We start from the raw sequence: 22,617 nt of genomic DNA, 5'->3' as shown, positions 1-22,617 counted from the left end.
GCGCTTGTCAACTCAGTCGCGGGCCAGGCACATGGCGATGCCCATGCCGCCGCCGATGCAAAGCGTAGCGAGGCCCTTCTTGGCATCGCGCCGTGCCATCTCGAACAGCAGGGTATTGAGCACGCGGGCGCCGGAGGCCCCGATGGGGTGCCCAAGAGCGATGGCGCCGCCGTTGACGTTCACCTTCTCGGGGTCCCAGCCCATGTCCTTGTTCACCGCCAGCGCCTGGGCGGCGAAGGCCTCGTTGGCTTCGATTAGGTCGAGGTCCTCCACGGACCAGCCGGCCTTCTCCAGCGCCTTGCGGCTGGCCGGGATCGGGCCGGTGCCCATGATCGCCGGATCGACGCCGCAGGTGGCCCAGGAGACGATGCGCGCCATGGGTGCGAGCCCGCGACGCTGGGCCTCATCGGCGCTCATCAGCACGACCGCAGCGGCGCCATCGTTGATGCCGCTGGCATTGCCGGCCGTCACCGTGCCTTCCTTGTCGAAGGCCGGACGCAGCTTGGTCAGGCTTTCCGCCGTGGTCCCGTGCTTCGGGTGCTCGTCGTCGCTCACCACCGTCTCGCCCTTGCGGGTCTTGATGGTGACCGGAACAATCTCCTCCTGGAAGCGGCCGGCCTTCTGCGCTGCCTCAGCCTTCTGCTGGGAAGCGGCGGCGAAGGCGTCCTGCTCCTCACGGGTGAGCTGCCACTTGCGGGCTACGTTCTCCGCGGTGTTGCCCATGTGATAGCCGTGGAAGGCATCCCAGAGGCCGTCCTTGAGCATGGTGTCGATGAACTTCACGTCGCCCATCTTGTGGCCATTGCGCAGGTTGGCGCAGTGCGGCGCCTGGCTCATGGATTCCTGACCGCCGGCGACGATGATGTCAGCGTCACCCGTGGCGATCGCCTGGTAGCCAAGCGCCACGGCGCGCAGTCCGGAGCCGCAAAGCTGATTGATCTGATAGGCGGTCTTCTCCTGCGGCACCTGGGCCTGCATGGCCGCCTGGCGGGCCGGGTTCTGACCGGTTCCGGCAGTGAGGATCTGGCCGAGCACCACCTCGTCCACCTCGCCGGGCTGGACCTTCGCGCGCTGCAACGCTGCTTCTATGGCCACGCCGCCAAGGTAGGAGGCGGACAGGCTCGACAGTCCGCCGTTAAAAGCACCGACCGGAGTCCGGGCGGCGCCGACGATCACCACGTTCGTCATGTTGGATCGCTCCTTTTGCGCTTGCGGCCTTTCGCGGCCGCGTTTTGCAGTCTGGCACCGCGTGCGGGCCCCTCTCGCCGCAACGCAGCATTATGCTGCACCTTACTGCGCCCGCCACGCCCTCTCAAGGTTCCGCTCCGGGCCTTTTGCGCCAGCCACTCGGCCAGTTCGGGCCAGAGCGTCTTGCGCGCACGGGCGCTGGCGATCATGCCGATGTGCCCGGCCGCGGGCTGCTGCAGGCTGGCATGCGGCAGCGCAGCAGCCAGGGCACGGGCCGAAGCCGGGGGCACGATGCGGTCGCTTTTCGGGATAACGCAGAGCGCAGGCACCTCCACCGCGGCCGGCTCCACCGGCTGGCCTGCGACGCGCCAGCGTCCCTTCACCGGCTCGTTGCGGGCGTACCAGCCGCCCAGGCACTCCCGGGCCACCGGAGCGGTCAGAGCCACACCGTCGTTCAGCCAGTCCTCCAGGGCGACGAAGGCCTGTGCCTCGGCGCTCTGCGGGTCGAGGCGGGCGAAACGCCGGAACTTGTGCACAGCGGTCAGCGGATCGAGGGTGGCGAACAATGCCTGTACCGCGTCCACGGGCAACTGGCCCAGCAGTTCCATGACCGGAGACCAGCTAAGCAGCGCGCTGCGCGCCACGCCCGCTTGGCCGGGTGCAGCATGGAAGTCCCAGGGCGTTGCCATCAGGGCGAGACCGCTTATCTCCTGTCCTCGCCGCTGGGCCAGGGCAAGCGCGAAAAGGCCGCCCATGCAGTAGCCGAGCACCAGTGGCGGGCGGCCGGTTTCCGCCAGCACCTGGTCTAAAGCGGCTTCCAGGCGGCCGATGATGTAATCGGTCAGAGTAAAGCCGCTTTCCGCCTCGCCGGGCTCGCCCCAGTCCAGCAGCAGCGGCCGGAAGCCGCCGGCCGCCTCCGGGGTGGCGAGCCAGCGGGCAAAGCTGCGTTCCTCCATCAGGTCAAGGATGTAGGCGCGATTGACCAGGGAGGGCACCAGCAGGAGGGGCGGCCGCTCTTCCTCCGGGTTTCCGAAATCCAACAATCGCGTGGCGCCAACCTGCCAAAGTGTGGGCGGGTCGATCAGGCGGCGGCGGTAGGGGTGTCGGCGATAGGCAGCTATGGCGCCAAGAAAGGCGCTGCTGCGTGCCGCGATTTCTTGTTCAAGCGCTGCGGCGAAAGGCTCCGTCGCAACGCCCGCCAAATCATCAGCGAGAGCCAGCACCGCTGTCGGAGGTACGCTCCATGGCGGCGAGCTGGCGCTCCAGTTCTGCCAGGCGAGCACGGAGCGCCGCCAGGTCGCCTGCGCTGCTGCCAGATGCAGGCTGAGCGGGCGTGGGCCCAGGCGAGGACGTGGTGGTTGCTTCTCCGCTTGCTGCTGCAGGTGCGGGGGGACGGTCATTGCGTGCCTCTTCTCCCGTGGCGTGCGCCGAGGCTGGTTCGTTGGGAGCCAGGGGGCCGGCATTCCAGAGTCGCGGCGCAAGCGCCCAGCCTGCGCCAGCAGCTTCGAACCAAGCCCGAGTCAGGCGGTCCATCGCTTCGCCGAAGGCGGGGTCGGCGGGCAGGGCGCTGTCTTCGGCTTCGAAGGCGTCGATATAGCGCTGCGCCAGGGTCTGGAGATCGGGCTGCCGGTTCATGGCCGCACTATAGACCCTGCCGGGCGGCCTCGGCCACCGCCCGGGAATCATTACATTGACAGTAAATTGTGCGGCACCGCACAATCGCGCCAGCGAACAGCTGATACAACGCAACGGCGAGAGGCGAGGGACGTGACCGCAAAAAACGGCACCAGGGACGAAACGTCGCCGATCATTATCAAGAAATACGCAAACCGACGGCTCTACAACACGGCGACCAGCAGCTACGTCACCCTGGATCATCTGTGCCAGATGGTGAAGGAAGATGTGGAATTCGTGGTCTATGACGCCAAGAGCGGGGAGGACATCACCCGCCAGGTGCTGACCCAGATTATCGTGGAGGAGGAGGCCAAGGGCGAGAACCTCCTGCCCATATCCTTCCTGCGCCAGCTCATCTCCTTTTACGGTCACGGCATGGGTTGGATGGTTCCGGGCTACCTGGAACAGATGATGCAATCCTTCACTGGCAATCAGGAAGCCATGGCCAAGGCCATGCAGGATGCCATGGGCGGTTCCTTTCCGATGCGTGGCATCGAGGAGATGAGCAAGCAGAACATGGCCATGTTCGAGCGCGCCATGCAGATGTTCTCGCCCTTCCAGGGGCAGGGGCCTTCGGGTTCTGCCTCGGGTCGGAATCACTCTGCCGGTACCGCTCCCTCCGGCGCCAGCACCCCATCCGAAGCGCCAGCCGATGCCGGGGCGCAGTTGGACAGTCTGCGCGAACAGGTCGAACTGCTACGCCAGCAACTCGACAAGCTTTCCGATGAGAAGGACGGCAAGAAAGAGTAGTTTCGCTCGCAACCGTTCGGATGTGCTCGCGGATCAGGGCCGGGCGCGCCGGCTTGGCTGCGTTTAGTCCGAGCCGTCTGGGCCGTCAGCCTTGCCGCAGGCTGCTAGGTTTTCCAGTTCGCTTACGGCGCGGCGCAGTTCGTCCAAACCGAACAGCAGAGCTTGGACCGACTGTTCGTTGATGCTGTTTCGCTCTGCCGGGCGGTCTTTCAGACAGTCTTGTGCAGAGCGCTGCGCCTCATGGAAGCGCTCCCAGAGTTTCTGGTCGGGGCCGGTGGTTTGATTCTTTCCGACCATCTCGGCCAAGGCGGGCAGCAGTTCACAAAGCGCCCGATGCGCCTCGGTGAAGTGCGGCATGATGGCTTCGTGATCCTCCGGCCCGAACTGATCACGGCCCCGCGCGATCACCCGTTCGATAATGATTAGGCTGTACCAAAGCTTTTCCGCCTGCCGCGTCATCTCGCGAATGTCAGCCCCCCCGGCCAGGTGCGCCCGAAAGCGGGTCGATCTGGCAATGCTGCGGGCTTCTTCCAGGGTCTCTAACATGCAGCGTTGGACATCGCTGCGTTCGCGCCGTTCTTCCCGGCTCAACTCGCGGTTCGCGCTCTTCAGGGTGAGGTCAACCAGCTTCTGGCATTGGCGCAGGGCCGTGGCGAGGGAGCGTTGAGCCCTGTGGCGGCCCAATTCCGGCCAGATCGTGACACTGGCGATGGCCCCCGCCACACCGCCCACGCCCACCGCCAGCGCCGTTCCCGCGGCACCTTCCAGGTCGGCTGTTGGCTGGAGTGCGACCACCGCACCGGCGGCGGACGCATAGTCGAGCTCAGGTTCCAAGTTCGCCAGCGCATTGGTGATCGCGGCGACCAGGGCAATGCGCAGCGGCATCAGCTCGAAGCCGCTGAATAAGTAGACCACCGCCACGCCCAGCCCCGCGCCCAGCCCGGCGGCCACGAGACGCTGAAAACTGGAGCCGAGGGTCTCGTCAAGGCTGGCGTGGATGGTGAAGAGGGCTGCAATGATTGCCCAGGAAAGCTGCCCCAGACCCAGTTGCTTCATGACAACATAGGCCAGCAGCGCTGCTGCTACCGACTGCAGCGCGATGCGCAGCACATCCTTGTAGCGACCGGCTGGAAGCAGTGTCTCCAAGGTCGGCATGGCGGATCAGTTGCCTTCGATGCCCAAGCGGAACACCAAATAGCAATTGGCCGGCCTTCGATGCAACTGACGCCCGATCCTCTCCATCGATACTGTCTCCCGCTGCTGCCGCGACATGCGGCCTATGCTGCGGTGAACCCGGCGCACAATGAAGAGGTTCCGGGCTTGAGCAGTTACTCCTTGTTTTGCTCAGGGTAGAGCTTCACCACAGCCGCGCCGTCCAGTTCGCTGTGCCCCTGAGCAACCAGCAGGCGGAAGAGCGTGGTCGCGGTGGCTGCCATTGGCATCGCAATATGCTGCTTGCGTGTCGCCTCCTGCAGCATCTCCAGATCCTTGAGAATCTGGCGCGCGTAGCCGCGCGGCGCATAGTCCCTTTCGACCATGCGCGGAAAGATGTTCTGCAGCACCGCGGAATTACCCAGGCCGGGCTCCAGGGCCTCCGGGATCTTGCGCGCATCGACGCCATAGGCCTCCGCCAGGCGCAGCCCCTCGGCCACGATGCAGTAATTGGTCAGGCAAAGCGCCTGGTTCACGAGCTTTGTGGCCTGCCCCGCCCCGCTGGGACCCATGTTGGTCAGGCGGCCGAGCTGCTCGAGCAGCGGCCGGGCCGCTTCCAACGCCTCGTTGTCGCCGCCGGCCATGATGGCAAGCGTACCGGCCTCGGCGGCCGGCGGTCCGCCGGAAACGGGGGCATCCAGGAACTGGCCGCCTGCGTCGGCCACCTGAGCGGCGGCCTTCATGGTCGTGTCCATCTCGGTGGTGGAGAAGTCGACGACGGTCTTGCCCTTGATCTGGCCGCTGCCTGCCAGTTCCTCCACCACGGCTGCCACGGCGGCGGTCGTGGTGACGCAGATGGCCAGGATATCGCTCTGCGCAGCAACGGCGCTGGCGGACTCGGCCACCTCAACGCCGCGGCTCTGCGATTCCTTCCGGCGGGTCTCGTCGAGATCGAAGCCGACCACCTTGTGGCCGGTGGCGATCAGGCGCGTCGTGAAGCCGGTGCCCATGAGGCCCAGGCCGATGAAGCCCACTGTTTGAGACATGCTATTCCTCCCGTTCTGTTTATGAAGGCTTACAGGCGATAGATCCGAACCGCGTTCTCGTGGAAGAGGGCGTGCTTCGCGACTGGAGAGAGATCGTCGACTGCGGCCAAGAATCCCGCGAAGATCTCGCTGAAGCTGCCCACCAGGCTGTCGACTGGAAAGTTGCTGGCAAAAAGGCAGCGCGTGACACCCAGAATCCCGATGGCGTCGCGAATGATGGGCCTGTTGGCTTCCACGGTCCAGGGCAGGCCTGCTTGTCCCAGGCCGGAGATCTTCATCGCCACATTGGGCAGGTCGGCAACATTCTCCAGCGCCCGCCGCCAGGCGGCCAAGCCCGCTTCACTTCGATCGGCCGGCAGGGCCGTGTGGTTGATGATGATCTGGGTCACAGGGAAATCGCGCGCGAGGTCGGCTGCCGCGTCCAGATGCCACCAGGGCGTCTGCAGGTCGAAGGACAGACCATGCTGCGCCAGCAGGGCATAGCCGGCACGCCAGGTCGGGCAGTCCATGGACCCGGCTTCGCCGCGCCGCGCAGCATCGGGGCTGGCGGCCGAGCGGGGCTTGTGTCGGATGCCGCATACCAGGGAACGTGCCGCCTGCGCTGCCAGCACCTCCTCCACATCGGGGCGGTCCAGCCAGGCCTGGGCGACGCAGGCGCTGGGCAGGCCTTCCCGCTCGGCCAAGACCTCCAGCCAGCGTGTCTCGCCCAGCGGGTCTTGCGGGTCGTGTTCGGCCTCGATGTGGACCGTCTTGACGATGCGGAAATCCCGGCTATCGCGCCGATAGTCTGCCGGAAGGTAGTTGCGGCGGATGGCGCTGTAGTCGCCATAGCGGAAGGGGATCAGGTCCGGATCACAAAGCCAGGGATGGTAGTTTTCCTGGAGATTCCAGAAGTGCTGGTGCGCGTCGACGATGGGCAGCGGTGCGGCAGCCTCGGCTTCACTCATGCGGTCGTCCTTCCTGCCGGCACAGGGTCCGGCTGTCGTGTCGTCGGCTCTTCCCTTGGGAATTTTGGTATGCAATTCTAGGGGAGCCTTGATCGTGCTGTCCAACAAGAACGATGGGGGCCAACAACACTTACCCTGATGGGAGGAACAGACCGATGCTCCACCGGAGTCTTATTGCCGCAGGCGTCGCAGCCAGCCTCGGGCTTGGCATGCAGGCGACCGACCTTTCGGCGCAGGAAGTGAATCTGCGCTACGCTCATGTGGGCGCCGAAGGGGATATCCAATACTGGTACGGGGCCGAGGCCGCCGAGCGGATTCCCGAAGTGACCGACGGACGCATTACCGTCACCGTCTTCCCCAACTCGCAGCTTGGCGGCGTGCAGGAAACCATTGACGGCGTGCGCAGCGGCTCCATCGCCATGGCGCACCACGAGTTTGCTTCTCTGGCGCAGCTTGCGGAAGATATCGCCGTCTTCAGCGCTCCCTTCGTCTATCGTGACGGTGAGCACGCGCTCGCCGCCACTGATCCCGCCAACTCGGAAATCATGCAGGAGTTCAATGAGCGCCTGATCGAGAATGGCGACATGCGCATTATCGGGCGCCTCTACCGGGGTGCGCGCCAGATGACTGCCAACCAGGAAGTGCTCTCGCCAGCGGATCTAGAGGGCAAGCCCTTCCGCGGCGTTCCGCTGCAGCTCTGGACCAGCATGGTGAGCGGCTTCGGCGCGACCCCGACTCCGGTCGAGGTGAGCGAACTGCCGACAGCGCTGATGACCGGCATGGTCGTCGGTCAGGAGAACCCGCTGACCATGATCAACGCCAACAAGCTCTACGAGGTCCAGAGCCATGTGATGCTGACCGCGCACATGCAGAACGTGCTGCCGGTCTTCATCAATGAAGAGGTCTGGCAGAGCATCAGCGAGGAGGATCAGGAGGCCATTCTCGCCGAGCTCGACGAAATGGCCCAGGAGACCCTGGCGGACGCCAACCAGGCCCAGCAGGACCTGATCGTCGAACTGGAAGGCAAGGGCATGACCTTCATCACCGAGGAGGATGGCCTGGATATCGAGGCCTTTCGCGAAGGTGTTGTTGCCCAGGTGAATGAGGATTTCCCGACCTGGGGTCCCTACATGGAGCGTATCCGCGCAATCAAATAGGTCTCGATGTTGCCGGGGCCGGAGGTTGCTGCCTCCGGCCCCGGAGCCTGTGTAGAGTGCCCACTGCATGTCGCCTCCGACAATCGATGCCCCCCTGCCGCCGCCCGAGGATCACACGCTCGTTGACCGACTGATGCGGCCGGCGCGCGTGACCCTGCGCAAACTGGGTCTGTTGCTTCTGGCCGTCATGGTGGCGCTGCCGGTGCTGCAGGTGGTGCTGCGCGAGTTCACGCCCTTTACCTTCGTCGGGGCGGGCGAGCTGACGCGCTTCATGCTGATTTGCATCGTCTTCATCACACTGCCCTACGTTGCCGCCTCCGGCGTTTCGATCCGAATGGAGGAGTTGACGGCCGACATGCGCGCGCAGTGGGGCAAGGCCTTACGAATGCTCATCGCCGCCAGCGGCATGGTCGGCTTCGGTGTGGCAGCCTGGTCGGTGGGGTTGGCCACGCTGCGCAATCTCAACAACGCTACGCCGACGCTTGGTATTCCCTATTGGGTCTTCTTTTCAGCTGCCTTCGTGGGCCTGCTGTTCGCCGCCTTGGAATGCGCCATTCAGATGGTGAAGGCTTGGCGCGGCACGCCGCTCTACGTGAGCTTCGAAGAAGAAATGCCGCCAGAAGACCTGCCGGAGATCTGATGTGATAAGTAACCTGAACGGGCAGCCCTCAGTGGCAGTCTCCGGCGGCAGACCGAGCTCGCGGCCATGACGCTGCTGATCATCGGCGCCTTCTGCGTCTTCTTCATGCTCGGCTGGCCGGTGGTGCTGGCCATCATGCTGCCGGCCATCGTTTACATTCTATTGAACGACCTTCCCTTCCAGCTCGTCGGGCAGCGTATGACCTACGCGCTGGATTCCTTCCCGTTGGTCGCAGTGCCGCTCTTCATCCTGGTCGGCAACCTGATGAACCAGGCCGGAATCACTGAGCGCATCTTCCGCTTTGCCGACACGCTGGTCGGGCGCGTTCCGGGCGGACTGGGCCAGGTCAACATCTTCTCCAGCCTGATCTTCTCCGGCATGAGCGGGGCGGCGCTGGCCGATGTGGGTGGCCTCGGCCGCATCGAGGTCAAGGCGATGACGAAGCGCGGTTTTACCCCGCAGTTTTCCGGCGCCTTGACCTGTGCCTCGGCGGTGGTGGGACCGATCTTCCCACCTTCCATTCCCCTGATCATCTACGGCTCGGTCACCAGTGTCTCCATCGTGCAGCTCCTGCTGGCCGGCATCATTCCAGCGTTGATCTGCGTGGTGCTGCTGATGCTGACGGTGGCCGTCATGTCACGCTGGCGCAAATTTCCCCGCTCGGAGCGCTGGTCGCGGCCGAGCGAGATCTGGCGCGACCTGAAGCCGGCCGCCCCGGCGCTGCTGACGCCGGTGCTGCTGGTGCTGGGCATGCTGCTGGGCTTCTTCACCCCGACGGAGGCGGCGGCGGTCACGGTGGTCTATGTGCTGCTGATCAGCGCTTTCGTCTACCGCACCCTCTCCTGGGCGCATGTCCGTTTTGCTGCCTATGAGACGCTGAAGAGCACCTCGGCCATCCTGATCATTGTCTCCGCGGCGGCGATCTTTGGCTGGATCATGGCCATCGAGCAGGTGCCGCAGGTCTTCGCCCAGCAACTCCTCTCGCTCAGCACCGATCCGCTGGTCCTGCTGCTGATCGTGAATGTCATCCTGCTCCTGGTCGGCATGATCCTGGACAGCACCACGGCCACCCTGCTGGTCATTCCCATCATCGCCGGCCCCCTGCACATGGCGGGCGTCGATCCGGTGCATCTGGGTGTCGTGGCGATCTTCAATCTCATGCTCGGGCTGTTGACGCCGCCCATGGGGCTGGCGCTCTTCCTGATCACCGACATCGCCAGGGTGTCCATGCGCGCTATCCTGAGGGAACTTGTTCCCTTCTACATCCCGCTGGTCGGGACCCTGTTGCTGATCACTTTCTTCCCGGAAATCTCGCTCTGGCTGCCGAAGATGCTTCGGTAGGCCCTGGCAGACAGGAGACCCCATGAACCTACAAGCTCTTCTTCCGGCGCCCGGCGCGCGCCCTGTCGAAGTCGCTCTGGTCGGAGCGGGCGAGTTCGGTCGGACCTTCCTGTCCCAGGTGCGCCGTGTTGCGGGGATGCGGGGGCGGGTGGTCTGCGACCGCGACGGCGCCAGGGCCGTGGAGACGCTGCGCGCCATCGGCATCGCCGAGGACGACATCCGGCGCTGCGACAGTGCAAAGGAGGCCAGTGAGGCCTTCGAGGCGGGCCGGCATGTGGTGGTCGAGGACTCGGCGCTGCTGCTCGATCTGCCGCTCAGCATGGTCGTGGAGGCCACCGGCATTCCCGAAGCCGCCGCCGCCATCGCCGAAGGCGCGCTGGCGAATGGCATGCACGTGGCCATGGTGACCAAGGAAGCGGAGAGTGTCGTGGGGCCGCTTCTGGGGCGGCGGGCGCATGACGCGGGGCTGGTCTACACGCCCGTCGATGGCGATCAGCCCAGCCTTCTCATCGGGCTGGTGGGTTGGTGCCAGCTGCTGGGCTTGGATGTCCTCTCCGCCGGAAAGGCCAGCGAGTACGATTTCGTCTACGACCCTGCCAGCGATGAGGTCAGCGCCCAGGGACGCAGCGTAGCGCTGCCCGAGATGCGCGCGCTCTGGGATGTGCCGTCTGACCGGCTTGCGGACAGCGCCCGGCAGAGGGCAGCCTTGCTCGCCGACTTCTGGCACCGCACCGTGCCAGACCTCTGCGAGATGACCATCGTGGCAAACGCCACGGGTCTGCTGCCCGATGCACCGGCATTGCATGCGCCGATCGCCCGGACGGTGGAACTGCCGGATCTCTTTGGCCTCCAGTCGGAGGGTGGCCTGACTGCACGGCGCGGCAGTGTCGACATCTTCAACTGCTTGCGCCGCCCCGACGAGCTGAGCTTCGCCGGCGGCGTTTACGTCATCGCCGCGGCGCCGGACCCGGAGACGGCGGGCCTTTTTGCCGAGAAGGGCATTCCAGTGAGCGCTGATCGCAAGCGCGTCCTGGTGCACAACCCGGTCCACCTCCTGGGGGCGGAGGCGCCGATGTCAGTGCTGTCGGCCTGCTTGGCGCGGAAGTCAACCGGTGGTGCGGCGCCGCAGCCGCTTGTGGACCTCGTGGCCCGTGCCGAGAAGGACATTCCCACAGGGACGGTTTTTGAACTCGGCTGGCGGCACAGCATCGCCGGTCTGGCGCCGGAAATGCTGCTTTCGGGAGAGATGGGCGGGGCCGAGAGTGCCTTGCCCTATTACCTGCTGCCCGGCACGCGGGCCCTGACGGACATTCCTGCCGGTGCCCTGGTCACCCGGGCCATGGTGGCGCCGCCCGAAGACTCGGTCCTCTGGCGGCTGCGCGCCGAGCAGGACCGGGTCTTCACGCAGTAGCGCTCATATCACTTCCGGCTTGCGGCCATCTGCTTGGCCATGTTGAAGGCGAGCCGAGTCGGCTCCAGGCGGGCGATACCCTTGCCGGCAATGTCGTAGGCGGTGCCGTGGGCCGGAGTGGTGATCGGCACGGCGAAGCCGGAGAGCACGGTGATACCACGATCGAAGCCGAGCAGCTTGATGGCGATCTGACCCTGGTCGTGGAACATGGTGAGTACCGCGTCGAAGTGCCCGTCGCGCGCCCGCACGAAAACCGTGTCGGACGGGTAGGGGCCCTCCACCGCGAAGCCTTGCGTCTGGGCCAGCGCCTGCGCCTTGCGCACGGTGGGCTCGATCACGTCGATCTCTTCCCGCCCGAAGGAACCGCCGTCGCCGGCGTGGGGGTTCAGCGCCGCCACGGCGATTCGGGGCCGTTCGAAACCCGCTTCCTTCAAGGCCCTGACCGCCAGATCCAGGTGTTCCAGCAGCCGTTCCTCGGTGATCAGGTCGGCCACGTCTCGCAGCGGCACGTGGGATGTCACCCGGGCGTTCCAGAGATTGTCGACGACGTTGAACTCCGCGACGGTGCCGCTGTGACCCAGGCGGTCGGCGGCAAAGCTCATTTCGTCATCGAAGGGATTGCCACCGAGGCGCAGCGCTTCCTTGTTAAAGGGCACGAAGGTGATGGCATCCACCTTCCCCTCGCGGGCGAGGTCGAGGGCAAGGCCGAAATTCTCCAGGGCCGAGCGGCCGCCGATGGCAGAAGCCGTTGCGGCGGGCAGGTTCGCCGGATCGAGATTGCCCATGTCGTAGAAGATCGGACGGCCGGGCTCCGGCTGGGGCGGGGCGGCGTCGCGAGGTAGGGTTTCGATATCCAGGCTGATGCCCAGTGCCGCCTCACCCTTGGCCAGCACCCGCCGATCACCGATGGCGAGCACGCCGGCATCCGCGCAGGACTCCGGCAAGTTGAGTACGCCCGCCATCAATTCCGGGCCGATGCCTGCCGGATCGCCCATAACCAGTGCGATTCTTGCTGTCACGCTTCTGTTCCTCCAGTGGTAATTGTGGCGGGGTTGGACTTCCGCGCAGGTCGCTTGCCGTGGTATGCAATATGCGGAGGCAAGGAATGACCAACAAGATCACACAGATTGCCGAACCCGCGGTGGTGAGCGGACCGGGCGACGGGGGCCGAAAGGGTTCCCACGTGGCGGCGCGCATCCGGGAAATGATTATTCAAGACGAGCTGCCGCCTGGCGCTCCGGTGCGTGAGCGCGCGCTGTCGGAGCGACTGCAGGTATCGCGCACGCCGCTGCGCGAGGCGATCAAGATTCTTTCGGCCGAGGGGCTTGTGGAGGTGCAGCCGCATCGGGGTGCGGTGGTGGCCAATCCAAGCAACGAGGAGTTGCGCGGCCTGGTCGAACTGCTGGGCGTGCTCGAGGCCTATGCCGGCGAACTGGCCTGCCGCCACCGCACCGAAGCGGACTTGCAGGAACTCCGTTTGCTGCAGAACGAAATGGAACAGGCCTTTGCCCGCGACGACCGCCTGGGCTATTTCCGCTGCAACCAGGCGATTCATGTGAGGATCGTCCGGGCATCGCGCAATCGTTCCCTGATCCAGCATCACGAGGTTGCGAATGCGCGGCTCTACCGAGCGCGCTACATCTGCAACCTGCGCACCCGGCGCTGGACCTCGGCTCTGCAAGAGCACGAGGAGATCCTGGAAGCCCTGGAAGCGCGAGACGAGGCGCGGATCGCCAGCATCTTGCGCAACCACGTGCTGCGGGCCTGGGACAAGATGGTCGTGATGCTGGAAGAGGCGGCGGCTGAACCGAAGCGCAACGCCTCCTGAGCCTGTCCTGTGCGCCACGTCTCCGCTGTCCTCGCTTCAGGCCTTGGACGGAAGGTCGGCGGCAATCACCGCACCCTCGCTCACCAGTCGGTCGATCTCCTCGGCCGTGAAGCCCTGTTCCGCCAGCACGTCGCGGGTATGCTCGCCCAGCACCGGTGCCCCCTGACGCGGCCCGCCGGGTGTATCCGAGAACTTGATCGGCAGCCCCAGGGTCTTAACGGAGCCCAGCGTGGTGTGGGGAATCTCCGTCACCATCTCGCGCGCCAGGACCTGCGGGTCCTGGTGCATCTGCACCACGTCGTTCACCGGGCCGGAGGGCACACCGGCGGCGTCGAGCAGTTCCAGCCACTCGGCGCTGTCACGCTGCCGGAAGCAGGCATTGAGTTCAGCTTCCAGGGCCGGGAGGTTGGCCATGCGGTCGGCGTTGGTCTTAAAGCGCGGGTCTTCGGCCAGTTGCGGGGCTTCCAGCACATCGACGAGGCGCAGCCAGTTTGCCTGGTTGGCGCCGCCGACGACGATCCAGCCGTCCCGCGCCTCGAAGGCCTGATAGGGCGCTGAGAGGGGGTGGGCTGAACCCATGGGCCCCGGCGCCTCGCCAGTGGCCAGGGCCATGGCCGACTGCCAGTAGGTGTGGATGATGCCGGCTTCCAGCAGCGAGGTCTCCACCATCTGCCCCTGGCCGGTGGTTTCACGGTTGCGCAGGGCCGCCAGGATGCCGATCACCGCCAGCAGGCCGGCCGTGATGTCGGTGAGCGGTGGACCGCACTTCACCGGCGGTTCGTCGGGCGAAGTGCCGGTGATGCTCATGATGCCGCTCATGGCCTGTGCCACGAGATCAAAGCCGCCGCGGTCGGCATAGGGGCCGGTGCGGCCGAAACCAGAGATGGCGCAGTAGATCAGGCCGGGGTTCTCCTTGCGCAGATCCTCGTAGTCGAAGCCCAGCTTGGGCAGGGTCTGGCGCCGGTAGTTTTCAACCACCACGTCCGCGTCCTTCAGCAGGCGGCGCAGCACCTCCTTGCCGCCCTCGCTGCGCAGATCAACGGCGATGCCGCGCTTGTTACGGTTCATCATCAGGAAGGAGGCGGCCTGATCGCCGATCTGCGGCGGGATGGAGCGGCGGGTATCGTCGCCACCGGGGATCTTCTCCACCTTGATGACGTCGGCCCCCATGTCGGCCAGCATCAGGGTGCAGGCCGGCCCGGCCATGATGTGAGTCAGGTCGACGACCTTCAGGCCCTTCAGTGCAGTCATGTCTTCTCTTCTGCTAACGAGTCTTCTGCTTGCGGGGGATCAGCGGCCGGTGAAGGCCGGCTTCTTCTTGTCCAGGAACGCGCGGTAGCCGATTTGGAAATCCTCGGTGCCGAAGCAGGTAAAGCTCTCATCATTCTCTTCAGCGGTGAGGGGCGCCGGGTCCATCAGGCGTCGCGCGAACTTCTTGTGCCAGCGGGCGACCAGCGGCGCGCCTTCGGCAATGCGCTTGGCGGTGGCGAGACTCTCCTCGGCCACCTGCGCATCCTCGACCACGCGGTTGATCAGGCCCATGCCCAATGCTTCCTCGGCGCCGAAGATGTCGCCTTCCAGCAGGATGCGCAGGCTGTTCGAACGGCCCACCGTTTCGACCAGTCCGCGCATCTCGTCATAGGCAACCACCAATCCGAGGCGCTTCACCGGAATGCCGAAGCGTGCACTCTTGCCGGCAATGCGCAGATCCGCACAGAGCGCCGTCTCCAGCCCGCCGCCAACGCACAGTCCGCGGATCTCGGCAATCACCGGATGGCGGCAGGATTGAATGGTGCGCAAGGCGCCGTGGGTGCGCTTCGCATAGGCGCGGGCTTTCTCGATGGTCGAGCGGTTCTCTTCGAACTCGGAGATGTCTGCACCGGTGCTGAAGGCCTTCTCGCCCGCGCCCGTGATCATGATGCAGCGCAGGTCACTGTCGGCATCGAAGCGCTCGAACAGGCTGCTCAGTTCGTCCCACATGGCGTTGTTGATGGCATTGAGGCGCGGCTCGTGGTCGAGCACGACGCGCGCGATGCCGTCGTCGAGAATTTCGTGTCGGATTGTCCCGGACATGGTCTTTTTCATCCTATCGATAGAACATTTCCACCAGCGTCATCGACACCGGCGGCACGTAGGTCACCAGAAGCAGTAGCGCCACGAGCACGCCGATGAAGGCGACGTTCACCTTGCTGACGTCCCAGACATCGGCTTTCGCGATCGAACAGGCGGTCATCAGCACGCTGGCAACCGGCGGCGTCTGCTGGCCAATGGCGAGGTTGAGGGTGACGATCAGGCCGAAGTGCACGGGATCGATGCCGATGGTGTGCACAATCGGCATGACGATCGGCACCACCAGAATGATCGCCGCGGCCCCATGAAGAAAGCACCCCAAGAGCAAGAAAAGCACGTTCAGCATGGCGAGAACCGCATAGGGGTTCTCGGTGACCGAGATGATCGCCTGGGTGAGCTGCTGCGGCACCCGCGCCTGGGTGAGATACTGGCCCAGCAGCGCCGAGGTGGCCACCAGCAGCATGACCACAGCCGTCTGGATTACGCCGCTGCGCAGGCTGTCGAAGAGTTCGCGGAAGCTGAGCTCGCGATAAACGACGCCGCCGATGAAGAGTGCGGCCGCGACCGCGAGGCCAGCGCCTTCGGTAGCGGTAACGAAACCGCCGAAGATGCCGCCCAGGATGATCAGTGGCAGAAGGAAGGCCCAGGCGGCTTCCTTGAAGGTCACCCAGACGCGCCGGAGCTGGAAGGCTTCCTCGACGGGGAAATTGTAGCGAACGGCGAACCAGTAGGCGAGCCCGGCCATCATGGCGGCGCCGATCAGGCCGGGGATGATGCCGGCCACGAAGAGCTGCACCACCGAGGCATCGGCGATCACCGCATAGAGGATCATCGGAATGGACGGCGGGATGATGATCGCCAGCGAGGCTGAGGAAGAGGTGATCGAGGCGGCGAACTCTTTGGAGTAGCCGAGGCGCTTCATGGCCGGGATCAGGATGGAGCCCAGGGCCGCCACGTCGGCCACGGCCGAACCGGAAATCTCCGCGAAGAAGAGCGAGGTGCCAATATTGACCATCGAGAGGCCGCCGCGCACGAAACCGACCAGCGCCGAGGCAAAGGCGATCAGCCGGCGCGAGATGCCGGAGGTGTTCATGATCGCGCCGGCCAGCACGAACAGGGGAATCGCCAGTAGCGGGAAGGAAGTGGCGCCTTCGAACAGCACCACGGCTGACATCACCAAATTGTCAAAGCCATAGGTGTACCAGAGTGCCCCCATGGCAACGACGCCCAGAGACACGGCGATGGGGACATTGATCATCACCAGGGCGATCAAGGCCACGAACATGAGAATTGGGATCATGTCTTGATCTCCCCCCCGAGGACCCGTTCAGGGTCGACTGGTCCCGAACCGCGTGCGGCTTCCTTGACGCGATCGGGGAGGGTGAGCAGCTCGGCCAGGATGAAAAGCGCGCCGGCAATGGGGATGACGCTCTGGCTGAACTGGGTGGTGACCCACGGCAAGGAGATCAGCGTGTCGCCCCACAGGATCATCACCACTTGATAGCCGAACCAGGTCACCAGGCCGAAAAAGCCGATAACGATGGTTTCAGAGAAAAGGACCAGCGCGATGCGCAGGGGCGGGGGCGCTAGGGCAACCAGGTTTGGGAAGCCGAGGTGTGCGCGTTTCAGGGCGGCCAGGGCGGCACCATAGTAGGTGATCCAGGCCAGCATGATCGAGGCGACCTCGTCATACCAGCTCAGCGAAGCACCGAGTTTACGGGTGGTGACGCCCCAGACGATCAGAATGGCCAAGGCCGCCATCAGGAACACGCAGAAGACAATCAGTATCCATTCCAGGCTCTTGCTCACCGCTTTGAGCATCGCTCACTCCCTGTACAGCCCCATGCCGTTCTTCCGGTGCGCGGCGGACGCAGTCGTGGGTCCGCCGTGCCCAGGGGTGGTGTCGATGGGCTGCCCCCGCTGCGGAACCGGTCTCGCGCCGCAGCGGGGGCAACGCGATCAGCAGCCGTCGGCCAGAGCCAGGGCGCGCTCGATCAACTCCGCCCCGCCGGGAACCTCCTCGGCGAAGATGTCGTAGACCGATTGGGAACCGGCGACGAACGCCTCGCGATCGGAGACGTTGAACTCCATGCCGGCATCAAGAAGCTTCTGCTTGGTCTCTTCCTCCAGTTGCGCCGCTTCCTCGTAGGTCCAATCCTGGGTTTCACGGCCAGCTTCAAGCAGTGCTTCCTGCACCTCTTCCGGGTAGCTCTCGAAGCGCCGCAGGCTGGCTGCCGGGAAGCTCGGCGTGTAGACGTGCCGGGTTTCGGTCAGGTAGGTCTGCACCTCCTGGAAACGTCCGGCGTAGATGTTGGAGTAGGGGTTCTCCTGGCCGTCGATGACGCCGGTCTGCAGACCGACGAAGACCTCGGAGAAAGCCATCGGGGTTGGGTTGGCGCCATAGGCTTCGAACATGCGCACACGCCACACACCCTGCGGCACGCGCAGTTTCACGCCATCGAGATCTTCCGGCGTGTTGATTGGGCGGACATTGTTGGAGATGTGGCGGAAGCCGTTCTCCCAGATGCCGATGAGCTTGTAGCCGGCTTCCTCCACCTTGGGCGCCAACTCAGGCCAGACGATTTCTTCGCCGATGCAGCGCATGTGCTCGCGTGAGGCCACGAGGTATGGCAGGTCGAAGAGGCCGAACTCCGGCACGATGGTCGACATGATCGTAGAAGGCTGCGACATGTCCTGGGTGCCGAGCTTCAGCTTCTGCAACATCTCCCGATCACTGCCGAGTTGGCTGTCGGTATAGACGGTCACGGTTCCGGCATCGCCCAGCTTCTCATTGACGCGCCGGGCAAATTCCTCGGCGGACATGGATTGCATGTTGCCCGGCGGGCTGGTGGTGCCGAACTGCATGTCGAGGCCTTGGGCCTCGCTCTCTTGTGTCGAGAAACCGGCCAGCAGGCCGAAAGCGACAGCGGGAACGAGATACTTCCAGCGGGTCATTGCTTTCCTCCCAGAAAACAGGGGCGGATTGTTCCGTCCTCCTGTGGCGTTCTACGCCCAGGGAAGGATTGCATACCATTTTTTTGCAGCGGTCAACGCGCTCGGCCGTAATCGCGTGTAAGAAAACGTCGAGAGCGGCTGTGTCGGCTATTCAACAGCGGGAAGAACGGAGGTCAGCCTAACCCCAGCATGAGCTCCAGATTCTGGACAGCAGCGCCGGATGCGCCCTTGCCCAGATTGTCCAGGCGGGCCACCAGCAGTGCCTGCTTATTGTCCTCATTGCTGAAGACAAAGAGCTCCATGTCATTGCTGTCGTTGAGCGCTTCCGGCTCCAGGCCGGTGGGCGGCGACTCAGCTAGGGGCTGAACGCGGACGTAGCACTGGCCTTCATAATGCTCGGTCAGCACGGCATGGACGTCGCGCCCGCTCGGCTGCTTTGGCAGGGACCAGAGCTGCAGTGGCACCTGCACCAGCATGCCCTGGCGGAAGCGCCCGACCGCCGGAAAGAACACCGGCTTGTGCGCCAGACCGGCGTAGCGCTGCATTTCCGGCAGGTGCTTGTGGGCCAGGCCCAGGGCATAGAGCCGGTAGTTCTCCTGCGTGGGATTGTCGCCGCGCCCCTCGAAGGACTCGATCAACTGCCGGCCGCCGCCGCTGTAGCCGGAAACGCCGTGAACGGCGACTGGATAGTCGGCAGGCAGCAGGCCGGCGTCGGTGAGCGGGCGCAGCAGCGCGATCGCCCCGGTCGGGTAGCAGCCGGGGTTGGCGACGCGCCCGGCCTCGGCGACCGTGGCCTGCTGTGCGCGCGTCATCTCGGGAAAGCCGTAGGCCCAGCCATCGGCAACGCGGTGGGCGGAGGAGGCGTCCAGCACCTTTACGCCTGGCCGCTCGATCATGGCCACGGAGTCTCGTGCCGCATCGTCCGGCAGGCACAAAACCACCAGATCGGCGGCATTGAGCAGGCGACGGCGTTCGGCGGTGTCCTTGCGCAGCTCCGGGTCGATGGTCAACAGCTCGATGTCGGGGCGCTGTTCCAGCCGGCCGCGGATCTGCAGTCCGGTGGTTCCGGCTTCGCCGTCGATAAAAATCCGTGCTTTTGCCATCGTGCGTGTGACCTTCGAACCGCAATAGTGAGAGAGCGCCCCGGCCGCAGCAGAAGACTGCGGCCGGGGCTGTAACGCCGGTCAGAGCGGCAGGGTGTAGCTGGTCTTGACCGTGGTGTAGAACTCGGCGGCGTAGCGACCCTGCTCGCGCGCACCGAGGGAGGAGCCCTTCCGGCCGCCGAAGGGCACGTGGTAGTCCACGCCCGCCGTCGGCAGGTTGACCATTACCATGCCGGCTTGGGAATAACGGCGGAAGTGGCTCGCGTACTTCAAGCTGCCGGTGCAGATGCCCGACGAAAGGCCAAAGTTGGTGTCATTGGCGACCGCCAGTGCTTCGTCGTAGTCCGCGACCTTGATGACAGTCGCGACCGGGCCGAAGATTTCCTCCCGGTTGATCCGCATGTCGTTGTTGGTCTCGGTGAACAGCGCCGGCTGCAGATAGAAGCCCGGGGTGGCCCGGTTCAAACGCTCGCCGCCCCAGTGCAGCTTTGCACCTTCCTGGCGGCCAATGTCGATGTAGGAGATATCCTGTTCCAACTGCCGCTCATCCACGACGGGACCGATGTGGGTGCCTTCCTTGAGAGCATCATCCACCACCAGGCCCTGGAGCCGCTCGGTGACCGCATCGACGAAGCGATCATGGATGCCTTCGGTGACCACCAGGCGCGAGGAGGCGGTGCAACGCTGGCCGGTGGAGAAGAAGGCGCCATTGACTGCGGCCTCGACCGCCGTCTTGAGATCGGCGTCGTCCAGCACCACCAGCGGGTTCTTGCCGCCCATCTCGAGCTGCACCTTGCGCATCTTCTCCGCGCAGGCGGCGGCGACGCGCTTGCCGGTGGCGACCGAGCCGGTGAAGGTCACGGCGTCGATGTCGTCGTGGTCCAGGATGGCCTGACCGACCACGGAGCCCTTGCCCATGACGAGATTCAGCACACCCGCTGGCAGGCCCGCGCGCTGCAGGATGTCCACCAGTGCCCAGCCGCAGCCCGGCACCAGGTCGGCCGGCTTGAACACTACCGTATTGCCGTAGGCCAGGGCCGGCGCGATCTTCCAGGCAGGGATTGCAATCGGGAAGTTCCAGGGGGTGATGATGCCCACCACGCCCATGGGCTCGCGTGTCATGGTGACCGAGACGCCGGGGCGCACACTGTCGAGCATCTCGCCGGACAGGCGCAGGCATTCGCCGGCGAAGAAGCCGAAGATCTGCCCGGCACGCGCCGCCTCGCCGATGCCCTCGGCCAGCGTCTTGCCTTCTTCGCGGGCGAGCAGGCGACCGAGCTCTTCCTTGCGGGAGAGGATCTCGTCCGAAGCGGCCTTCAGGATGTCGTGGCGCTGCTGGATCGAGGAGGTTCCCCAGGCTGGGGCTGCAGCCTTGGCGGCGGCGATGGCCTGCTGCGTCTCGTCGGCGGTGGCCGAGGCGTAGAGGCCGACCACGTCGTCCGTGTTCGAGGGGTTGATGTTCTTGCCGGCGTCGGTGGCGTCAATCCACTCGCCGTTGATGAGGTTGCGATGGACGTCTGACATGGCTTGCGTCTTCCTCGTTCTTTAAGCGTTCAGGAGCCCGACTTGTGCGGGCGTCTGCGGGGGTTTAGCAGAGCCGGGCCCATAGGTGTAGCCTGAGCACGTTTATACTTGGGCTTCCTCGGGATATGGAGTTGGAAGGCGAGGGTATGCAAGGAGCGGTGCTGGAAGACGTGGAGGCGGAGGTCTGGGTGCTGCCCACCGGCAGGCTTGCGTTCGACCGCGAAATGGCCATGGCCGGCCTGCTGAGCGCCGAGGAGCAGGCACGCGCCGCACGCTTTGCCTTCGAGCGCGACCGCCGGGACTATCGCTTTGCCCACGGCCTGCTGCGTCTCTTGCTCAGCGCTGCCGCGCCGCGTGATCCGCGCGACTGGCGCTTTCGCCCCGGCCCCGGCGGTAAGCCGGAATTGCAGCCCGGGCAGGCGGATCGGCTCTACTTCAACATTTCCCACACCCGGGGCTGCGTCGCCTGCCTGGTGGGGCGCCGCCCGGCCATCGGGGTCGATGTGGAAAGCCGGGACCGGCGCACGGCGGCCGAGGTCGGACGCAGGCTCTTCGCGCCCAGTGAAGTGGCCCAGCTCGAGCATCCGGTTGAGAGCGAGCGCTGGGACCGCTTTTTTCGGATCTGGACCCTGAAGGAGGCCTACCTCAAGGGCAGCGGTATCGGCCTACGCATGCCGCTGGATTCCTTCGCCTTCGACCTCGATCCCTTCCGGCTCACCTTCACGCCCGCGGTGGATGACGACCCTAGCACCTGGCATTTCGAGCAGCGCCAGTTGCCCGAAGGCTTCATCGTCGCGGTGAGTCAGCGGGAGCCGGCCGGACCGCCTTCCTTGCGCTGGCGCCTGCTGCAAGACCTGCCGGACCGCTGAGGGTTTCAGCGGCTGGGGGTTTCAGCCCCTGGGGGTTTCAGCGCCCGTGAAAGATCGTGCCGGGTTCCTCGGCCGGTGGCGGTGGGCCGGGCAGGATCTCCCGCAGATAGGGCTTGAGGCCCTGGCTCTGCCGCCACTGCTTGGGATAGCCCAGCGAGACCTCCTCGAAGCGCGTACCGTCGCGCCAGTCGGTGCGGCGGATGTGCAGATGCCCGCTGATACAGGCGAGCGCGCGATAGCGGCGGTGCCAGGTCTCGGTGGCCCGGGTGCCGCACCAGGGGGCGAAGCGCGGGATGCGCGGCAGATAGACGAACTCCTGGCGCAGCGGATAGTGGTTCACCAGGATGGTCGGCAGGTGCGCCGGCACTTCCCGCTCGAGCCGCCCGGCCGTGCGGTTGATGCGATCCGCACACCAGGCTTGGCGCGAGGGGTGCGGGTCCGGCGAAAGCAGCACTTCATCGGAACAGACAGAACGCTCTTCGGCAGCCCAGTCCACCACCCCCTCCAGGGCGACCTCCGAGGGCCGGAAGCTGTAGTCATACAGAAGGAAGAGCGGCGCAATCACACACTCGCCCCCGGGGCCGGTCCAGCGCGGAAAGGCATCTTCCGGGGTGATGGCACCGGCGGCGCGCGCTGTTTCCACCATCAGCTCGTACTTGGCTTCGCCGGCAACGCTTCCCTGGTCGTCGCGCAGGGTCCAGAGCTCATGGTTGCCCGGGGTCCAGATCACCTTGGCAAAGCGCGCGCAGAGCGCTTCCAGCACATCCCACAGGGAGTCCGGCCGCTCGGCGACGTCGCCGGCAACGATCAACCAGTCATTAGGATGTTCGCCCAGCTCCTCCACCGCGTTGCGGTTGCTCTCGATGGCGGCGTGCAGGTCGCTGATGGCGTAGAGTTTGGACAAGACACCTCACCTCTTCAGACGAGGGGAGGCTTCGCCGTCATCCCTGACAAAGTCAAGT

Annotated in this window: 22 protein-coding genes; 7 read left to right on the top strand and 15 right to left on the bottom strand. The window is 65.2% G+C overall.

All coding sequences use genetic code 11. From position 1 onward, the window contains the following. Positions 1-12: 12 nt before the first annotated feature. From P2G67_RS10835 to P2G67_RS10825, 3 genes are read right to left on the bottom strand one after another with little or no spacing between them, the layout of a single operon-like run. Positions 13-1,188, bottom strand: coding sequence for an acetyl-CoA C-acetyltransferase (locus P2G67_RS10835; RefSeq protein WP_275822943.1), 1,176 nt, complete (start codon positions 1,186-1,188; stop codon positions 13-15). Further along, positions 1,185-2,411, bottom strand: a complete 1,227-nt coding sequence (locus P2G67_RS10830) for an alpha/beta fold hydrolase (RefSeq protein ID WP_275822941.1) — start codon at positions 2,409-2,411, stop codon at positions 1,185-1,187. The genes P2G67_RS10835 and P2G67_RS10830 overlap by 4 nt, the downstream gene beginning before the upstream one ends. Further along, positions 2,395-2,823 (bottom strand): hypothetical protein, encoded by a 429-nt coding sequence (locus tag P2G67_RS10825; protein ID WP_275822939.1) that lies wholly within the window; start codon positions 2,821-2,823, stop codon positions 2,395-2,397. Before P2G67_RS10825 ends, P2G67_RS10830 begins: the two co-directional genes overlap by 17 nt. A 132-nt stretch (positions 2,824-2,955) precedes the next feature. Here P2G67_RS10825 and phaR point away from each other — a divergent pair, with 132 nt between their 5' ends. Beyond that, positions 2,956-3,612: a polyhydroxyalkanoate synthesis repressor PhaR gene (gene phaR / locus P2G67_RS10820; protein WP_275822937.1), complete on the top strand. Its 657-nt coding sequence runs from the start codon at positions 2,956-2,958 to the stop codon at positions 3,610-3,612. A 63-nt stretch (positions 3,613-3,675) separates the two neighbouring features. On the opposite strand, the gene P2G67_RS10815 is transcribed toward phaR, so the two are convergent. The 3 genes from P2G67_RS10815 to P2G67_RS10805 all read right to left on the bottom strand — a co-directional run bounded on the left by P2G67_RS10815 (position 3,676) and on the right by P2G67_RS10805 (position 6,757). Next, the gene (locus P2G67_RS10815) at positions 3,676-4,767 is read right to left on the bottom strand and encodes an aromatic acid exporter family protein (RefSeq protein ID WP_275822934.1); all 1,092 of its coding nucleotides are present in this window, start codon (positions 4,765-4,767) and stop codon (positions 3,676-3,678) included. Between the two features lie 173 nt (positions 4,768-4,940). Beyond that, positions 4,941-5,924 carry an NAD(P)-dependent oxidoreductase gene (locus tag P2G67_RS10810; RefSeq protein ID WP_275823349.1) on the bottom strand — a complete coding sequence of 328 codons (984 nt, stop codon included), beginning with the start codon at positions 5,922-5,924 and terminating at the stop codon, positions 4,941-4,943. Further along, the gene (locus P2G67_RS10805) at positions 5,840-6,757 is read right to left on the bottom strand and encodes an amidohydrolase family protein (protein WP_275822932.1); all 918 of its coding nucleotides are present in this window, start codon (positions 6,755-6,757) and stop codon (positions 5,840-5,842) included. The genes P2G67_RS10810 and P2G67_RS10805 overlap by 85 nt, the downstream gene beginning before the upstream one ends. A 155-nt stretch (positions 6,758-6,912) precedes the next feature. On the opposite strand from P2G67_RS10805, the gene P2G67_RS10800 reads away from it, so the two are divergent. The 4 genes from P2G67_RS10800 (at position 6,913) to P2G67_RS10785 (ending at position 11,306) form a co-directional block, all read left to right on the top strand. Next, positions 6,913-7,914 carry a TRAP transporter substrate-binding protein gene (locus tag P2G67_RS10800; RefSeq protein ID WP_275822930.1) on the top strand — a complete coding sequence of 334 codons (1,002 nt, stop codon included), beginning with the start codon at positions 6,913-6,915 and terminating at the stop codon, positions 7,912-7,914. A 67-nt stretch (positions 7,915-7,981) separates the two neighbouring features. Continuing rightward, complete coding sequence (locus P2G67_RS10795) at positions 7,982-8,554, top strand: TRAP transporter small permease (protein ID WP_275822927.1); 573 nt, start codon at positions 7,982-7,984, stop codon at positions 8,552-8,554. A gap of 66 nt (positions 8,555-8,620) precedes the next feature. Further along, a complete protein-coding gene (locus tag P2G67_RS10790; protein ID WP_275822924.1) occupies positions 8,621-9,895 on the top strand; it encodes a TRAP transporter large permease in 1,275 nt (424 codons plus the stop codon). A gap of 22 nt (positions 9,896-9,917) precedes the next feature. Next, positions 9,918-11,306 (top strand): flagellar biosynthesis protein FlgA, encoded by a 1,389-nt coding sequence (locus tag P2G67_RS10785; protein ID WP_275822922.1) that lies wholly within the window; start codon positions 9,918-9,920, stop codon positions 11,304-11,306. Positions 11,307-11,314: 8 nt separating this feature from the next. Here P2G67_RS10785 and P2G67_RS10780 read toward each other — a convergent pair whose 3' ends face one another. Next, positions 11,315-12,325: a 4-hydroxythreonine-4-phosphate dehydrogenase PdxA gene (locus P2G67_RS10780; protein WP_322099692.1), complete on the bottom strand. Its 1,011-nt coding sequence runs from the start codon at positions 12,323-12,325 to the stop codon at positions 11,315-11,317. Between the two features lie 86 nt (positions 12,326-12,411). Here P2G67_RS10780 and P2G67_RS10775 point away from each other — a divergent pair, with 86 nt between their 5' ends. Continuing rightward, positions 12,412-13,134 carry a GntR family transcriptional regulator gene (locus tag P2G67_RS10775; RefSeq protein WP_275822919.1) on the top strand — a complete coding sequence of 241 codons (723 nt, stop codon included), beginning with the start codon at positions 12,412-12,414 and terminating at the stop codon, positions 13,132-13,134. 36 nt (positions 13,135-13,170) lie between these two features. Here P2G67_RS10775 and P2G67_RS10770 read toward each other — a convergent pair whose 3' ends face one another. The 7 genes from P2G67_RS10770 to P2G67_RS10740 all read right to left on the bottom strand — a co-directional run bounded on the left by P2G67_RS10770 (position 13,171) and on the right by P2G67_RS10740 (position 20,786). Beyond that, positions 13,171-14,385 (bottom strand): CaiB/BaiF CoA transferase family protein, encoded by a 1,215-nt coding sequence (locus P2G67_RS10770; RefSeq protein WP_275822917.1) that lies wholly within the window; start codon positions 14,383-14,385, stop codon positions 13,171-13,173. Positions 14,386-14,424: 39 nt separating this feature from the next. After that, positions 14,425-15,207 (bottom strand): enoyl-CoA hydratase/isomerase family protein, encoded by a 783-nt coding sequence (locus P2G67_RS10765; RefSeq protein ID WP_275822914.1) that lies wholly within the window; start codon positions 15,205-15,207, stop codon positions 14,425-14,427. A gap of 13 nt (positions 15,208-15,220) precedes the next feature. Continuing rightward, entirely contained in the window at positions 15,221-16,504 is a 1,284-nt protein-coding gene (locus tag P2G67_RS10760; protein WP_275822912.1) for a TRAP transporter large permease, read from the bottom strand. Beyond that, a complete protein-coding gene (locus tag P2G67_RS10755; protein ID WP_275822910.1) occupies positions 16,501-17,025 on the bottom strand; it encodes a TRAP transporter small permease in 525 nt (174 codons plus the stop codon). The genes P2G67_RS10760 and P2G67_RS10755 overlap by 4 nt, the downstream gene beginning before the upstream one ends. 138 nt (positions 17,026-17,163) lie before the next feature. After that, positions 17,164-18,159 (bottom strand): TRAP transporter substrate-binding protein, encoded by a 996-nt coding sequence (locus P2G67_RS10750; protein ID WP_275822908.1) that lies wholly within the window; start codon positions 18,157-18,159, stop codon positions 17,164-17,166. A 173-nt stretch (positions 18,160-18,332) separates the two neighbouring features. Further along, on the bottom strand, positions 18,333-19,262 hold the full coding sequence (gene argC / locus P2G67_RS10745) for an N-acetyl-gamma-glutamyl-phosphate reductase (protein ID WP_275822906.1): 930 nt from the start codon (positions 19,260-19,262) through the stop codon (positions 18,333-18,335). Positions 19,263-19,343: 81 nt separating this feature from the next. Further along, positions 19,344-20,786 (bottom strand): aldehyde dehydrogenase family protein, encoded by a 1,443-nt coding sequence (locus tag P2G67_RS10740; protein ID WP_275822904.1) that lies wholly within the window; start codon positions 20,784-20,786, stop codon positions 19,344-19,346. A 146-nt stretch (positions 20,787-20,932) separates the two neighbouring features. Between P2G67_RS10740 and P2G67_RS10735 the strand changes: the two genes are divergently transcribed. Further along, positions 20,933-21,655 carry a 4'-phosphopantetheinyl transferase family protein gene (locus tag P2G67_RS10735; RefSeq protein ID WP_275822901.1) on the top strand — a complete coding sequence of 241 codons (723 nt, stop codon included), beginning with the start codon at positions 20,933-20,935 and terminating at the stop codon, positions 21,653-21,655. 37 nt (positions 21,656-21,692) lie between these two features. On the opposite strand, the gene P2G67_RS10730 is transcribed toward P2G67_RS10735, so the two are convergent. Further along, complete coding sequence (locus P2G67_RS10730; protein WP_275822899.1) at positions 21,693-22,559, bottom strand: metallophosphoesterase family protein; 867 nt, start codon at positions 22,557-22,559, stop codon at positions 21,693-21,695. Between the last annotated feature and the right edge of the window lie 58 nt (positions 22,560-22,617).

It is taken from the genome of Aquibaculum arenosum, from assembly GCF_029222965.1.
Classification (GTDB): Bacteria; Pseudomonadota; Alphaproteobacteria; order Kiloniellales; family DSM-21159; genus Aquibaculum; species Aquibaculum arenosum.
The sequence above is the reverse complement of the archived record's forward strand: the minus strand, read 5'-3'. Positions and strand labels throughout refer to the sequence as shown.

Coding starts and splice junctions, on each gene's coding strand:
- P2G67_RS10770 (WP_275822917.1), bottom strand. CDS start 14,385: ATGACTGCACTGAAGGGCCTGAAGGTCGTCGACCTGACTCACATCATG.
- P2G67_RS10805 (WP_275822932.1), bottom strand. CDS start 6,757: ATGAGTGAAGCCGAGGCTGCCGCACCGCTGCCCATCGTCGACGCGCAC.
- P2G67_RS10815 (WP_275822934.1), bottom strand. CDS start 4,767: ATGCCGACCTTGGAGACACTGCTTCCAGCCGGTCGCTACAAGGATGTG.
- P2G67_RS10785 (WP_275822922.1), top strand. CDS start 9,918: ATGAACCTACAAGCTCTTCTTCCGGCGCCCGGCGCGCGCCCTGTCGAA.
- P2G67_RS10760 (WP_275822912.1), bottom strand. CDS start 16,504: ATGATCCCAATTCTCATGTTCGTGGCCTTGATCGCCCTGGTGATGATC.
- argC (WP_275822906.1), bottom strand. CDS start 19,262: ATGGCAAAAGCACGGATTTTTATCGACGGCGAAGCCGGAACCACCGGA.
- P2G67_RS10735 (WP_275822901.1), top strand. CDS start 20,933: ATGCAAGGAGCGGTGCTGGAAGACGTGGAGGCGGAGGTCTGGGTGCTG.
- P2G67_RS10835 (WP_275822943.1), bottom strand. CDS start 1,188: ATGACGAACGTGGTGATCGTCGGCGCCGCCCGGACTCCGGTCGGTGCT.
- P2G67_RS10765 (WP_275822914.1), bottom strand. CDS start 15,207: ATGTCCGGGACAATCCGACACGAAATTCTCGACGACGGCATCGCGCGC.
- P2G67_RS10800 (WP_275822930.1), top strand. CDS start 6,913: ATGCTCCACCGGAGTCTTATTGCCGCAGGCGTCGCAGCCAGCCTCGGG.
- P2G67_RS10825 (WP_275822939.1), bottom strand. CDS start 2,823: ATGAACCGGCAGCCCGATCTCCAGACCCTGGCGCAGCGCTATATCGAC.
- P2G67_RS10755 (WP_275822910.1), bottom strand. CDS start 17,025: ATGCTCAAAGCGGTGAGCAAGAGCCTGGAATGGATACTGATTGTCTTC.
- P2G67_RS10790 (WP_275822924.1), top strand. CDS start 8,621: ATGACGCTGCTGATCATCGGCGCCTTCTGCGTCTTCTTCATGCTCGGC.
- P2G67_RS10750 (WP_275822908.1), bottom strand. CDS start 18,159: ATGACCCGCTGGAAGTATCTCGTTCCCGCTGTCGCTTTCGGCCTGCTG.
- P2G67_RS10775 (WP_275822919.1), top strand. CDS start 12,412: ATGACCAACAAGATCACACAGATTGCCGAACCCGCGGTGGTGAGCGGA.
- P2G67_RS10740 (WP_275822904.1), bottom strand. CDS start 20,786: ATGTCAGACGTCCATCGCAACCTCATCAACGGCGAGTGGATTGACGCC.
- P2G67_RS10795 (WP_275822927.1), top strand. CDS start 7,982: ATGTCGCCTCCGACAATCGATGCCCCCCTGCCGCCGCCCGAGGATCAC.